Consider the following 12,454-nt stretch of genomic DNA (forward strand, 5'->3'; position numbering starts at 1 on the left):
CATCACGAAAATCACACCGGAAGAATCTCGCGCACGCGCTCCCAGGGCCGGCACATCAGCGTCCCGCGCGGCGACACCACGATGGGCCGCTGCAGCAGGATCGGGTGCGCGACGATGGCGTCGAACAGCTGGTCGTCGCTCAGCGCCTCGTTCGCCAGCTTGAGTTCTTCGTACGGCGCTTCCTTCGTGCGCAGCAGGTCGCGCGGGCCCAGGCCCATCGCCTTGGCGAGCTCGCGCAGCTTCTTCTTCGAGGGCGGTGTTTCCAGGTACAGCACGATCTCGGGCTCCACGCCGCTTTCGCGGATCAGCCCCAGCACGTTGCGCGACGTGCTGCAGTTGGGCTTGTGGAAGATGGTCATCGGGTAGGCGGTGGTGGGGGTGCGTGCGGTCATGGCCGGGATTATCGAAAAAAGCCAACGCGCGCTCATGCGTTGCCGTCTTCCCACGCGGGCACGAACGGAAAACGCGCGGCCCAGAACGCGGCGAGCCGCGGGTCGGCGTCGACCCGTTTCACCACCTCGGCCATGCGCGGCGCCTCGCGGTAGAAGCGCGTGCGGCATGGCGTCCAGCGCGACATCACCGTCACGTACAGGTCGAGCACGCTCAGCGTGTCGCCGAGCAGGTAGGGCGAGGGCGCGTCGATTTGCGCGTCCATCAGGTGCCAGCAGTGCGCGATGCGCTCCGCGCTGCGTTCGAGCATCGCGGGCTGCGCCGCGGGGTCGGGCACGAGGCGCGACGGGTCGTCGCGCACCCAGAAGAGCGAGTAGATGGCAGCCGGCAGATAGACCATCCAGCGCAGGTAGCGCGCACGCAGCGGATGGTCCGGCGCGGGGCACAGGCCGGCGTGCGGGTAGCGGTCGGCGAGCCACACGAGGATGGCCGCGCTCTCGGTCATCAGCTCGCCGGAAGGGAGCACCAGCGCGGGCACCTGGCGCATCGGGTTCACGCCCGACACGCGCTCGCGCTCGGCCTCGCCCTCCCAGGTGGCGATGTCGACCGTGTCGACCTGCGCGCCGACGAGCGTCAGCGCCGCGTGGACCGGCGTGGCGCCGGAGCCCGGGGCGCCGTAGAGGGTGTAGCGGTCGGCGGCGGAAGAAGGCGTGGATGAAGCGCTCATCCTCGCAGGCTACTGCAGCAGCGGGGCTGCTGTCACGCAGCCAGAAGTAACCTGGCCAGGGACTACGCAGCCAGCAGTGCGTCGACCTTGTTCAGGCCTTCCAGCGTGCGGAAGCAGGCCTCGGCCACTTCGGTGCCCTTGACGGCGAAGTGGCGGTGGAAGTACTTGCGGTGCTCCACGTGTTCGTGGAAGTGGTGCGGCGTGAGCACGGCCGAGAAGATCGGCACGTCGGTTTCCAGCTGCAGCGACATCAGCGTGCTGACCACCGTGTTGGCGACGAACTCGTGGCGGTAGATGCCGCCGTCCACCACCAGCGCGCAGCCGATGATGGCCGCGTACTTGCCGGAGTTGGCCAGGCGCTTGGCGTGCAGCGGAATCTCGAACGCGCCGGGCACGTCGAAGATGTCGATGAGCTCGCGCGCCACGCCGAGCCGCGCCATCTCTTCGAGAAAGGCGTCGCGGGCCTGGTGGACGATGTCGGAATGCCACTGCGCCTCGACGAAGGCGATGCGCGTGCCGCGGGGCGAGCCCGAGGCCGTGACGGCGGAAAGGGGAAGGTCGTTGATCTGACTCATGGTGTGCCTCTGGAAAGCAGGATTCCTGAATCAGGGCGCACGAAACCACAGGCCCGCCTGCGCGCCCGCAAAGCGAAGCGCGCGGGCACGCCCGCATTTCGCGCTCTCTTTCATCCGGACTGTGACCGTCGGCTTCGGAATCGCACCGAAATCTGCTGACCCTGGGGCTTGTTGCAAGCTCCAGGCGCTCGCGGGCTTGTGCGGCCTTCTTTCGAAAGAACCGCCATCACCGCCGGTGGGGAATTGCACCCCGCCCTGAGAACGCTTGTCGTCCGGCGAACCGGACCACGGCGCGATTCTAGGAGCCGCCCGCGGCGCGGCGTTGTCGCCCGCGCGCCAGACCTTCAGGCGCGCGGGGATTTTCTTCAGAAGCGGTACGTGGCCGACGCAGTCACGCTACGGCGCTGGCCGTAGAAGCAGTCGCCGCGCGTGAGGCAGGTGGTGATCTGCACCTTGTCGGTCAGGTTGCTGGCGTTCAGCGACAGGCGCAGCGGGCCGTTGTCCCAGGCGAACATTGCGTCGAACAGCGTGACCGAGGGCGTGCGCAGGGCGTCGGTGCCGTCCCACGATTCGCCCAGGTAGCGCACCCCGCCGCCCAGCGAAAAGCCCGGCACCCCGCCGATGGAGAAGCGCCGCATCACCCATGCCGAGGCCGTGTGCCTGGGCACGCCCGACAGGCGCTTGCCCAGGTCGGCGCCGTTGCTGCGCGAGACACGCGCGTCGGTGTAGGCGTAGGAGGCAATCCAGTCCCAGTCGCGCGCGATGCTGCCCTTGTATTCCAGCTCCAGTCCCTTCACGTGCACCTCCCCGAGCTGCACGCTGTTCAGCGGGTTGGTCGGGTCGGTGGTCTTGCGGTTGGTGTCGCGCAGGTCGTACAGCGCGGCCATGAACGACGTGCGCTGGCCCTCGGGCTCCCACTTCACGCCGGCCTCCCACTGCTTGCCGCGCTGTGGCTTGAAGGGCGTGTTGTTCAGGTCGACGCCACCCAGCGGCAGGAACGATTCGGCATAGCTCAGGTACGGCGCCCAGCCGCCGTCGGCCAGGTACACCAGGCCGGCGCGCTTGGTGGTGGCCTTGTCGTCGACTGCGGCTGCCGGACGGCCTTCGGTGTCGGTGTCGGCCTTGTCGTGGCGCAGGCCCAGCAGGCCGACCCAGCGGCCGTACTTCACCTGGTCCTGCGCGTAGATGCCCACCTGCTTCTGCACCACCGCGGGCTGGCGCGTGAGGAAGGCGGGCGGCGTGTAGTTGCCGTACACCGGCGCATACACGTCGAGCGCGCCGGCCCGGCCGCGGCCGGTGAGCTGCGAGGTCTGGTTGCGCTGGAAGTCCGCGCCGACCAGCAGCGTGTGCTCCACCCCGCCGGTCTTGAAATGCGCCTCGGCCTGGTTGTCGACCAGCAGCATCTTGCCGGCGCTGATGGTCGAGCTCAGGTCGCGCTCGATGGTGCGCTGGTCGATGTTGAACACCGGCCGCGCCGGCCGGCCGGTGGCGCGGTTGGCCGTGAAGCTGGTGTACGCGGTGTCGTACCAGACCTTGCTTTCGGTCGAGCGCAGGTTCTGCCGCACGGTCCAGGTGTCGTCGATGCGGTGGCTGAACAGGTAGCCCAGCGAGGTGTTGCGCGAGTCGTAGCGGTCGAAGCCGGGCTCGCCGGTGAAGGTCGAGGTGGGAATCTGCCCGTACAGCGAGGGCTGCAGCGTGCCCTGCCACGGGAAGAAGCCGATCAGCGAGCCGCTCTTGTCCTTCTGGTACGAGGCCTGCAGGGTGAGCGAGGTGTCGGTGCTCGGGCGCCAGGTGAGCGACGGCGCCACCAAAATGCGGTCGTCCGGCGCGTGGTCGACCTGCGTGCCGCTGTCGCGGTTCACGGCCACCAGGCGGTAGAGCCACTTGCCCTCGGCATCGAGCGGCCCGGTGAAGTCGGCGGCCACCTGCTTGCGGTCGTGGCTGCCCGCCTGCACCTGCACTTCGCGCTGCGCCTCGGCCTGCGGCCGCTTGGACACCAGGTTGAGCACGCCGCCGATGCCGCCCTGGCCGTACAGCACCGACGACGGGCCGCGCAGCAGCTCCACGCGCTCCAGCAGGTAAGGCTCGACCTTGGTCGAGTTGTAGGTGCCGTAGGTGCGCTGCAGCCCGTCGAGGTACTGCACGGCGTCGCCGCCACGCACCTTGAACGAGTCGACGCGGCTGTCGAAGTAGCTGGACACCACGCCGGCCGTGTAGTTGGTGGTTTCGCGCAGCGTGAGCGCGCCCTGCGCTTCCATCTGGTCGCGCGTGATGACCGAGATGGCTTGCGGCGTTTCGATGAGCGGCGTGTCGGTCTTGGTGGCGGTGCCGCCGCGGCGCGCGACGAAGCCGGTCACCGGGCCGGTGGCGGTCTCGCCCGAATCGCTGGAGACGGTGACCGTCGGCAGCGCCCTGCGGGGCTCGCCGGACTCGTCTTTTTCGTCGGCGTAGGCGGGCACGGCGGCGCTGAGCGCGACGGCGGTTGCCGCGAGCGTGGCGCGGCGGCGGTGGGAAACAGCTGAAAGGGCCGAAAGATTGGAAAGAGTTGAAAGGCGCCACTTAGGGCGACGGGTGTTCGATGTCATGTGCAGCTTCTCCTGGTCCTGCGTCAAAAGGGGCGGGGAGTGGCTGCGGCGCGCGTCGGGGCGCGCCATGGCTTCTCGGTTCGGGTCCGAGCGAACGCATCCGGCTGCTCGCCTGGTGCCGGCGGCCGATGATGTAGATGGTCTGTGCGTTGTCGGGTGCAGCCGTTGCGGCTGCGGTCTTCGTTCCTTCGAAGACGGCTGGCGCGCCCGTGGCGGGCGGCTGGCTGAGCGGCGGAATTATAGGAGCGGCAGGCGGGCTTCAGCGCCCCGAAAGAAACTGCGTCATGCGCTGCAGCTCGTCGTCCAGCGCCGCGCGAAAGGCGGCGTCGCGCGGCTTCTTTTCGACGTAGCCGAAGCCGGGCGTCACCAGCCCGCCGGGCGCCGTGACGTTGGCCCAGCCGATCACGCGCTCGTGCCACAGCAGCGGCAGCGCGTAGTAGCCGAACTGGCGTTTCGGCGCGGGCGTGTAGGCCTCGAACTTGTACGTCCAGCCCCACAGCAGCTCGAAGCGGCGGCGGTCCCACACGACCGGGTCGAAGGGCGCGAGCAGGCGCACCGCATCGTCGGGCGCATGGCGGCGCGAGGCCGGGTTTTCGTCGGCGGGCCAGTACCAGGTGGTGCCGTCGATGCGGCAGCTGGCGAGCTCCTCGCGCGCGATGCGCAGGGCCGCCTGCGTCTGCGCCGACAGGTGCGGCGCGCCGTAGCCCAGCAGCCGCACGAGGTAGGTGAGGCTCGCGGCCGGCAGCGGCGCGTACTTGCGCACCACCAGTTCGATGAGCGCGGCGGCGCGTTGCGCGCGGCCTGCGGGGCTGTCGTCGGCGCCCGCGTGCGCCACCGCCTCGTACACGCGCGTGCCGCTGTCGCGCCGCACCACGCGCAGCATGCCGCGGTAATGCATGCCGTCGAGCAGCTGCGTGGTCGCGTTGCTGGAGCCGCCCCAGTAGTTCTGCACGCGGCCATGGGCGAAGTGCTGTTCCACCTGGCGCGGATGCACCTGGCCGTGCGCCTGCACATAGGCCAGCACGTCGGCGGCCTTGCGCCGCGTGGCCGCGTCCCACGCTCGCTTGGCTTCGCGCGGGTGCATCAGCGCAAGGTGTTCGCGCGGCAGAAAGCCGTAGTTGACCAGGCAGTCTTCCTCGATGGCCAGGCGCGTGTAGCGGCTTTCGAGATCGCCCGCGTGGTAGTCCTTCACGCGGTGGCGCAGCGTCAGGTCCTGCGCACGCGCCGGCGCGCGGATGGGGTCGGCCTGCACGAAGCCGAGCCGGCGGATCGCGCCGGGCAATGTCGTGGGCTTGAAGAGGGTGCGCGCGATCGCGTAACGGCGCAGGTCGTCGAGGGTCGGGTCAGCCATGCGGCGAATTGCAGCACAGCCGGTTGTTTTTTGCTTTCGACAGGGCCGAACGGCCGACCACCTAGACAGCGCCTAGACCGCTTGCTTGTGCCTTTCGATGCACACGCCCAGCGTCTCTTCGCCCGACCGCTGCCACCAATCGAGGTTCGAGAAAATCTCGACCTCGCTGAACCCGGCGAAGCCCGCGTCTTCCACCCACCCGCGGATCTTCTTCAGCTCGACCACGCCGTCGCCCATCATCCCGCGGTCGCTCAGCAGGTCGCGCGTGGGCGTGAGCCAGTCGCACACGTGGTACGCCAGCAGCCGCTCGCGACCGGCGCGCGCAATCTGCTGCTGCAGCTTCGGGTCCCACCATACGTGGTAGATGTCCAGCGCCACGCCCAGCATGCCGCTCCTGCCGGCGTCGAGTTCGTCACACAGGTCGAGCGCGTGCCGCAGCGTGTTGATGCAGGCGCGGTCGGCCGCCTGCATCGGGTGCAGGGGCTCGATGGCCAACGGCATGCCGACCTCGCGCGCGTATTCCAGCGAGGCGGCGATGCCGTCGCGCACCTCGGCGCGCGCGCGGCCGATGTCCTTGTAGGCCGCCTTGCCGTCGAGCGCGCCGGGCAGCGCGCCGACCACCAGCACCAGGCAGGGCGCGTCGAGCGTCTTCGCCTCGTCGATGGCGCGGCGGTTGTCGTCCAGCGCGGCCTTCAGGCCCGCCGCGTCGGGCGCGGGAAAGAAGCCACCGCGGCAGTAGCCCGACAGGCCCATGCCGTGCGCCTTCAGTTGCTTCGCGACCTTGTCGAGGCCGACGGCCGCCACCTGGTCGCGCCAGGGGCTGATGGCGCGGATGCCGCGCGCGGCGCACTGGTCGATGATGCGGTCCAGCGGCACCTCGGCGCCCGACTGCTTGCGCACCGTGGCGGTGTTGATCGACAGCCAGTCGTGGTTCTGCGAGAAATCGCGCATGGTCAGTGCCCGCCCGGCTGCCCGAAGGGCACTGGGCGCCCCTTCGGGGAGCAGCGATGCATGAAGTGATGTGCGTGAGGGTGCAGCATGACTAGCCTTCCACGCCGTGCAGGGCGAGCAGCGTCTTCATGCGCCGCACCGCCAGCTCGGGCTGCTCCAGCAGGTTGGCCGCGTCGGCCAGCCTGAACAGCTCCGCGAAATGCACCAGCGAGCGCGTGCTCTGCTGGCCGCCCACCATCGTGAAGTGCTTCTGGTGGCCGTTGAGCCAGGCCATGAACACCACGCCCGTCTTGTAGAAGCGAGTCGGCGCCGCGAAGATGTGGCGCGACAGCGGCACCGTCGGCCCGAGGATGGCGTGGAACTTTGCGGTGTCGCCCTGTGCCAGCGCGCCCAGTGCGGCGCTCGCGGCCGGCGCGATGGCGTCGAAGATGCCCAGCAGCGCATCGCTCTTGCCGTGCGTCGGCGCGCTGCCGAAGCCGTCGCCGGCGATCAGCTCGGCGTAGTTGAAATCGTCGCCCGTGTACATGCGCACGCCACGGCCATCAGCCCCTCCGGTCGCGGGCAAGCGCCGCCGCATCGCAATTTCCTTGTCCTTGTCGAGCAGCGAGATCTTGATGCCGTCGACCTTGTCCGGATGCGCCGCGATGATGCCCAGCGCCGTGTCCATCGCCGCGTTCACGTCCTTCGTGCCCCAGTAGCCCGCCAGCGCCGGGTCGAACATGTCGCCCAGCCAGTGCAGCACCACCGGCTGCTTCGCCTGGCCCAGGATGCGGTCGTACACGCGCTCGTAGTCGGCCGGGCCCTTCGCCACGCGGGCCAGCGCGCGGCTGGCCATCACGATGAGCTTGCCGCCCAGCTTCTCGATGGCCGCCATCTGCTCTTCGTAGCCGCGGATCACGTCGTCGACGCTCTTCACGTCATCGATGTCCAGGTGGTCGGTGCCGCAGCCCGAGGCGACCAGCGCGCCCGGCGTGTCCTGGGCGGCATCGAGCGAACGGCGGATCAGCTCCAGCGAGGTGGGCCAGTCCAGCCCCATGCCGCGCTGCGCGGTGTCCATGGCCTCGGCCACGCCCAGGCCCAGCGAGAACAGGTGGCGGCGGTAGGCGATGGTGGTGTCCCAGTCGACCGCCGCTTGCAGCCACGGGTCGACGGCCGCCAGCGGGTCGGCCACCACGTGCGCCGCGGAGTAGGCGATGCGGTCGAACTTGACGCCCGCGTCGGGCTTCACCGGCGCGGTGCCGCGCAGCGCGTAGGGCGCCAGCGTGCCGCCGGTGTTGGGGAGGGTCAGCGACAGTGCCATGGCCGCCTCACACCTTCAAAGGAGACACGTCGACCCAGCGGCGGTCCTTCCACGACTCGAGCGCGGCCTCGACCAGCTGCACGCCCTTGGCGCCTTCGGGCAGCGTCCACTTGTAGGGCGCGTTCTCGACCACGTGGCGAATGAAGTGCTCCCACTGGATCTTGAAGCCGTTGTCGTACACCTGCGAGTCCGGAATTTCCTGCCACTGGTCGAAGAAGTTCATGGTCTGCTTCTCGTCGGGGTTCCACACCGGGCGCGGCGTGGCCACGCGCGACTGGGCGCGGCAGCTCGACAGGCCCGCCACCGCGGAACCGTCGGTGCCGTCGACGTGGAAGGTCACGAGGTCGTCGCGCCGCACGCGCGTCACCCAGCTCATGTTGAGCTGCGCGATGACCGGCTCGCCGTTGTGGCCGGTGAGCTCGCAGGTGGCGTAGGCGGCGTCGTCGGCGGTGGCTTCATACGGCTGGCCGGCTTCGTCCCAGCGCTTCGGGATGTGCGTGGCGCCGATGCACGACACCGACTTCACCTCGCCGAACAGGTTGTCCAGCACGTAGCGCCAGTGGCACATCATGTCCAGGATCATGCCGCCGCCGTCTTCCTTGCGGTAGTTCCAGCTCGGGCGCTGGATGGGCTGCAGGTCGCCCTCGAACACCCAGTAGCCGAACTCCAGGCGCACGCTGAGCATGCGGCCGAAGAAGCCGGCGCGGCGCAGCATGTCGAGCTTGCGCAGGCCGGGCAGGAACAACTTGTCCTGCACGGCGCCGTGCTTCAGGCCCGAGCCTTCGGCCAGGCGCGCGATCTCCACGGCCTCGTTCAGGTTGGTGGCAATGGGCTTCTCGCAGTACACGTGCTTGCCGGCGCGAATGGCCTTGGCCAGCAGCGTGGGGCGCATCTGCGTGGTGCCGGCGTCGAAGAAGATGGTGTCGTCCGGGTTCTCCAGCGCCTTGTCGAGGTCGGTGCCCCAGCGTGCGATGTCGTGCGCCTTGGCCAGCGCTTCCATCTTCTCGGCGTTGCGCCCGATGAGGATCGGGTCGGGCATGACCTTGTCGCCGTTCGACAGCGTCACGCCGCCTTGCGCGCGAATGGCGCAGATGGAGCGGATCAAATGCTGGTTCATGCCCATGCGGCCGGTGACGCCGTGCATGATGATTCCTAGACGTTGGGTGGCCATCGTTTTCTTCCTTGAGATGCGAGAGAGATTGCAGAGCGAAGCGCAAGGGCTTCAGTAGACGGAACGCATGGCGTCCCACGAGATGCCGGCGCCGGGTCTGCCGGTGGCAAAGCCGGGCGCGGCGGCGAGCGAGGACAAGTCGATTTGCCCGTCGCGGATGGCGAGGCGCACGGCGCCCTCGCTGAGTTCGTACAGGCCGGGGTGCAGCTTCAGCAGCGCCTGCTGTTCGGCTTGCGGCGCGGCGGCCAGTCCGTTCACGTAGTGGTGCCCGTTGCGCTCCACGTGCGACAGGCCCAGCCACGCGACCAGCGCCAGGTCTTGCTGCACGCCGAGGCCGGCCTGCATGGTGAGGTCTTCACCTGAAAGGAAGAAGCGCGAGGAGGGCTGCTTTTGCTCGGCCGCATTCCAGTGCGCGCAGCGCGCCGCGTTGACCACCGACTTGTAGAAGCCCTTGCAGCTCTTGCTCGACACGCCGGTGTAGCCCAGCGCGCGCGCCTGCACGAAGGCATCGAGCGTGGCGTCGGACTCGTCGACGAGCAGCGGCATGCGCTTGCCCAGCGCGGACACGTCGCGCTGCAAGGCCGCGTCGCGGCGAATCGGCTGCTCGACGAACACGGTTTTCTGCGCGAGCTTCCACAGCACGGGCGTGGACAGCATGCGGTCGAGAAACACGGCGAAGTCGTCGGCATCGGCGTACTGCTCGTTGCCGTCGAGCGTGACCCGCTGCGCATGGCCGTCGATGACGCGGGCGATGCGCTGCAGCCGGTCGATGTCCTGCGCGGTGTTGCCGCAGAGCTTGAGCTTGAAGTGCGTGAGGCCGTAGCGCTTCACGGCGGCCGCGAGCGTCGTCGGCAGGCCGTCTTCAGGCGCATCCGTCAGCGCCTCGCTGGCGTCCATCTCGTCGATCGCGTCGGCGAGGCCTACCGTGTGGCGCGCGGCGATGCGGGCGCGCGGCGACTGCTTCGCCAGGAAGGCGGGCATGTCGAACCCTGCGAGGTCGTCGGCCAGGCCGCTGCCCGCGATGTCGATGCCGCAGAGGTTGCCGCTCATCGCCGTGGCAAAGCTCGCGCCGTGGTGCAGGCACAGCGCGTCGAGCAGGGCGCGGTCGATCAGCGCGGGGCCGTAGCTGGCGACCAGCGGTTGCAGGCCCTTGGCCCTGGCGCGCGACTGCAGCGCGGCGTAGTTCGAGGCGAAGTGCGTCCACGCGGTCTGCGCGTCGGGCTCCGCGGTGTAGGCCTCGCGCGCGTCGCGCAGGGCGAAGCGCAACTGCTCGAAGTTCTGCTCGTTGGTGAGCGCCGGGTTCTTGTCGAACCACTTGGGCACCATCATCTCGGCGGCGCAGCCTTCGGCGGTGCGGCCGTCGGCAAAGCGGATGCGCGCCTTCACATAGACCTGCGGGCAGGCCGTGACGGTGGCCGCGCCGAAGCGAAACGGCAGCCGCAGCGTGACGTTGCGCTCCGCGAAGCGAACTTCCTCGACGTGGAAACGGGTCGCGTCCATGGGGTGCCGTTCAGTGGTCCAGGATGCCCTGCGAGAAGAAATGCGCGCGCACCAGCTTCGTGTAGGCGCCGAACTCGGGCGAGGCCATCATGTCCAGCGTGCGGGCGCGCGGCAGGTCGATGTCGTACACCGCCGCAATGGAGCCGGGCCGCTCGCTCATCACGATCACGCGGTCCGACAGGAAGATGGCTTCTGGAATGCTGTGGGTGATGAGCATCACCGTCTTCTTCGAGGCCAGCCAGATGCGCTGCAGCTCCAGGTTCATCTTCTCGCGCGTCATGGCGTCGAGCGCGCCGAAGGGCTCGTCCATCAGCAGCACCGAGGGGTCGTGCAGCAGCGCGCGGCAGATCGACGCGCGTTGCTGCATGCCGCCCGAGAGCTGCCACGGGTACTTGCCCTCGAAGCCCTTCAGGCCGGCCATTTCCATCAGCTCGCGGGCGCGAGCCCGGGCGGCTTCCATGGGCAGGTGGCGCATCTCGGCCTGCAGCAGGATGTTGTCCTCCACGCTGCGCCAGGGCAGCAGCACCGCGCTCTGGAACACGATACCCACGTCCTTCTGCGGGCCCTGGATGGGCTTGCCCGCGAGCGTGAGGCTGCCGCCGCTGATCGGCAGCAGGCCCGCCACCATCTTCAGCAGCGTGCTCTTGCCGCAGCCCGACGGGCCGACGACCGAGACGAACTCGCCTTGCCCGATGGCGAAGTCGAGCGGCTTGAGCGACTCGACCGGGCCGTCCTTGCTCTGGTAGATCTTCGAGACGCCGCGCGCTTCGATCAGGTTGACTTGGGACATGGAATGCGTGGGAGGTGGCAACGGCGAAAGGCGCGCGGGGCTCGGGAGGCGGCGGTCGGGCGGTCGATGGGTCGGGTGGTCGGGTGATCAGGCGATCAGGGCAGGAAGTCCAGCGTCACGTAGTCTTCCGGCTTGCCGCGCGTGGAGGCGTCCATGCCGCCGTACTGCACCAGCAGGTCGAGCGAGTCGCTCACGTTCTTCATGGTCACGCGGTAGGGGCGCTGGTTGGCCGTTTCCTTCGTGTGATACAGGGCCACGCTCTGCTTCATGCCGACGATGAGCGTGTCGCGCACGCCGGCCTTGGCGTTGGCCTTGAGCATGGCGTCCACGGCCGCCTCGGGGCTCTTCTCGGCAGCTTCGGCGGCCTTGGTGGAGGCGCGCATGAAGCGCTTCACCAGGTCGGGGTTCTCGGTGAGCAGGTTCTTGTTGGTGATGATGCCGGAGCTGATCTGGTTCACGCCCGAGTCGGCGAAGCGGATCGGCGTCACGGGCTTGCCGGTGGCGTCCTGCAGCTTGATGGCCTGGTCCATCACGTAGCCCAGCAGCAGGTCGGCCTGGCCGTTGGTGACCGCGTTGAGCTTGGTCTGGCCGTCGCCCGAGACGATCTTCACCTGGTCGGCCGTGATGTTGTTGACCTTCAGGAACAGCGGCCACATCTGCGACATGGAGTCGCCCGGCGTCACGGCCACGGTCTTGCCGATGATGTCCTTGGGGGTCTTGATGTTCTTCTCGGTGAAGCCCATGACCGACATCGGGCTCACCTGGAACAGCACGCCGGTCGACTTCAGCGGCGCGCCCTTGGCGGCGGCCTTGATCATGGTGGTGACGTCGATGTAGCCGAAGGTGGCCGACTTGGCGGCCACCGCCTGCGCGGTGACGGCGGAGCCGCGGCCTTCCTGGATGTCGAGCTCGATGCCTTCGTCGGCATAGAAGCCCTTTTCCTTTCCCAGGAAGAAGGGCGCGTGCTCGCTGTACAGGTACCAGTTGAGCATGAGCGTGACCTTGTCCTTGGGCTTGTCGCCCTGGGCATGGGCCGGCAGCACGGCAAAGGTGGCGAATGCCGCGGCGGTCGACAGGGCGAGCAGCGAGGGAAGCAGTTTCTTCATGGTCTTGT

11 protein-coding genes and 1 riboswitch are annotated in these 12,454 nt (G+C 68.7%); all 11 genes read right to left on the reverse strand.

The features are described from left to right. Positions 1–11 precede the first annotated feature (11 nt). Positions 12–392, reverse strand: coding sequence for an arsenate reductase (glutaredoxin) (arsC, locus tag AB6807_RS24330; RefSeq protein ID WP_116907083.1), 381 nt, complete (start codon positions 390–392; stop codon positions 12–14). Between the two features lie 32 nt (positions 393–424). Next, the gene (locus AB6807_RS24335; RefSeq protein WP_371086550.1) at positions 425–1,117 is read right to left on the reverse strand and encodes a glutathione S-transferase family protein; all 693 of its coding nucleotides are present in this window, start codon (positions 1,115–1,117) and stop codon (positions 425–427) included. A 62-nt stretch (positions 1,118–1,179) separates the two neighbouring features. Next, entirely contained in the window at positions 1,180–1,692 is a 513-nt protein-coding gene (locus AB6807_RS24340; protein ID WP_116907085.1) for a 6,7-dimethyl-8-ribityllumazine synthase, read from the reverse strand. 98 nt (positions 1,693–1,790) lie between these two features. Beyond that, positions 1,791–1,959, reverse strand: a riboswitch (FMN riboswitch). 98 nt (positions 1,960–2,057) lie between these two features. Beyond that, the gene (locus AB6807_RS24345; protein WP_371086551.1) at positions 2,058–4,277 is read right to left on the reverse strand and encodes a TonB-dependent siderophore receptor; all 2,220 of its coding nucleotides are present in this window, start codon (positions 4,275–4,277) and stop codon (positions 2,058–2,060) included. Between the two features lie 259 nt (positions 4,278–4,536). Next, the gene (locus tag AB6807_RS24350; RefSeq protein WP_371086552.1) at positions 4,537–5,628 is read right to left on the reverse strand and encodes a DNA glycosylase AlkZ-like family protein; all 1,092 of its coding nucleotides are present in this window, start codon (positions 5,626–5,628) and stop codon (positions 4,537–4,539) included. Between the two features lie 72 nt (positions 5,629–5,700). Continuing rightward, complete coding sequence (locus AB6807_RS24355) at positions 5,701–6,579, reverse strand: sugar phosphate isomerase/epimerase family protein (RefSeq protein ID WP_371086553.1); 879 nt, start codon at positions 6,577–6,579, stop codon at positions 5,701–5,703. A 91-nt stretch (positions 6,580–6,670) separates the two neighbouring features. Then, the gene (locus AB6807_RS24360) at positions 6,671–7,879 is read right to left on the reverse strand and encodes a dihydrodipicolinate synthase family protein (protein WP_371086554.1); all 1,209 of its coding nucleotides are present in this window, start codon (positions 7,877–7,879) and stop codon (positions 6,671–6,673) included. 7 nt (positions 7,880–7,886) lie between these two features. Then, positions 7,887–9,050, reverse strand: coding sequence for a Gfo/Idh/MocA family protein (locus AB6807_RS24365; RefSeq protein ID WP_116907089.1), 1,164 nt, complete (start codon positions 9,048–9,050; stop codon positions 7,887–7,889). A 51-nt stretch (positions 9,051–9,101) separates the two neighbouring features. Next, positions 9,102–10,550, reverse strand: coding sequence for an enolase C-terminal domain-like protein (locus AB6807_RS24370; RefSeq protein ID WP_371086555.1), 1,449 nt, complete (start codon positions 10,548–10,550; stop codon positions 9,102–9,104). 10 nt (positions 10,551–10,560) lie between these two features. Next, the gene (locus tag AB6807_RS24375; RefSeq protein ID WP_371086556.1) at positions 10,561–11,340 is read right to left on the reverse strand and encodes an ABC transporter ATP-binding protein; all 780 of its coding nucleotides are present in this window, start codon (positions 11,338–11,340) and stop codon (positions 10,561–10,563) included. 95 nt (positions 11,341–11,435) lie between these two features. Beyond that, the gene (locus AB6807_RS24380) at positions 11,436–12,446 is read right to left on the reverse strand and encodes an ABC transporter substrate-binding protein (RefSeq protein ID WP_371086557.1); all 1,011 of its coding nucleotides are present in this window, start codon (positions 12,444–12,446) and stop codon (positions 11,436–11,438) included. Positions 12,447–12,454: the final 8 nt, after the last annotated feature.

It is taken from the genome of Variovorax sp. RCC_210 (genome assembly GCF_041355175.1).
GTDB lineage: Bacteria > Pseudomonadota > Gammaproteobacteria > Burkholderiales > Burkholderiaceae_C > Variovorax.

Excerpts from the sequence above, each read along its gene's own strand:
- arsC (WP_116907083.1), bottom strand. The coding sequence starts at position 392 with ATGACCGCACGCACCCCCACCACCGCCTACCCGATGACCATCTTCCAC.
- AB6807_RS24335 (WP_371086550.1), bottom strand. The coding sequence starts at position 1,117 with ATGAGCGCTTCATCCACGCCTTCTTCCGCCGCCGACCGCTACACCCTC.
- AB6807_RS24340 (WP_116907085.1), bottom strand. The coding sequence starts at position 1,692 with ATGAGTCAGATCAACGACCTTCCCCTTTCCGCCGTCACGGCCTCGGGC.
- AB6807_RS24345 (WP_371086551.1), bottom strand. The coding sequence starts at position 4,277 with ATGACATCGAACACCCGTCGCCCTAAGTGGCGCCTTTCAACTCTTTCC.
- AB6807_RS24350 (WP_371086552.1), bottom strand. The coding sequence starts at position 5,628 with ATGGCTGACCCGACCCTCGACGACCTGCGCCGTTACGCGATCGCGCGC.
- AB6807_RS24355 (WP_371086553.1), bottom strand. The coding sequence starts at position 6,579 with ATGCGCGATTTCTCGCAGAACCACGACTGGCTGTCGATCAACACCGCC.
- AB6807_RS24360 (WP_371086554.1), bottom strand. The coding sequence starts at position 7,879 with ATGGCACTGTCGCTGACCCTCCCCAACACCGGCGGCACGCTGGCGCCC.
- AB6807_RS24365 (WP_116907089.1), bottom strand. The coding sequence starts at position 9,050 with ATGGCCACCCAACGTCTAGGAATCATCATGCACGGCGTCACCGGCCGC.
- AB6807_RS24370 (WP_371086555.1), bottom strand. The coding sequence starts at position 10,550 with ATGGACGCGACCCGTTTCCACGTCGAGGAAGTTCGCTTCGCGGAGCGC.
- AB6807_RS24375 (WP_371086556.1), bottom strand. The coding sequence starts at position 11,340 with ATGTCCCAAGTCAACCTGATCGAAGCGCGCGGCGTCTCGAAGATCTAC.
- AB6807_RS24380 (WP_371086557.1), bottom strand. The coding sequence starts at position 12,446 with ATGAAGAAACTGCTTCCCTCGCTGCTCGCCCTGTCGACCGCCGCGGCA.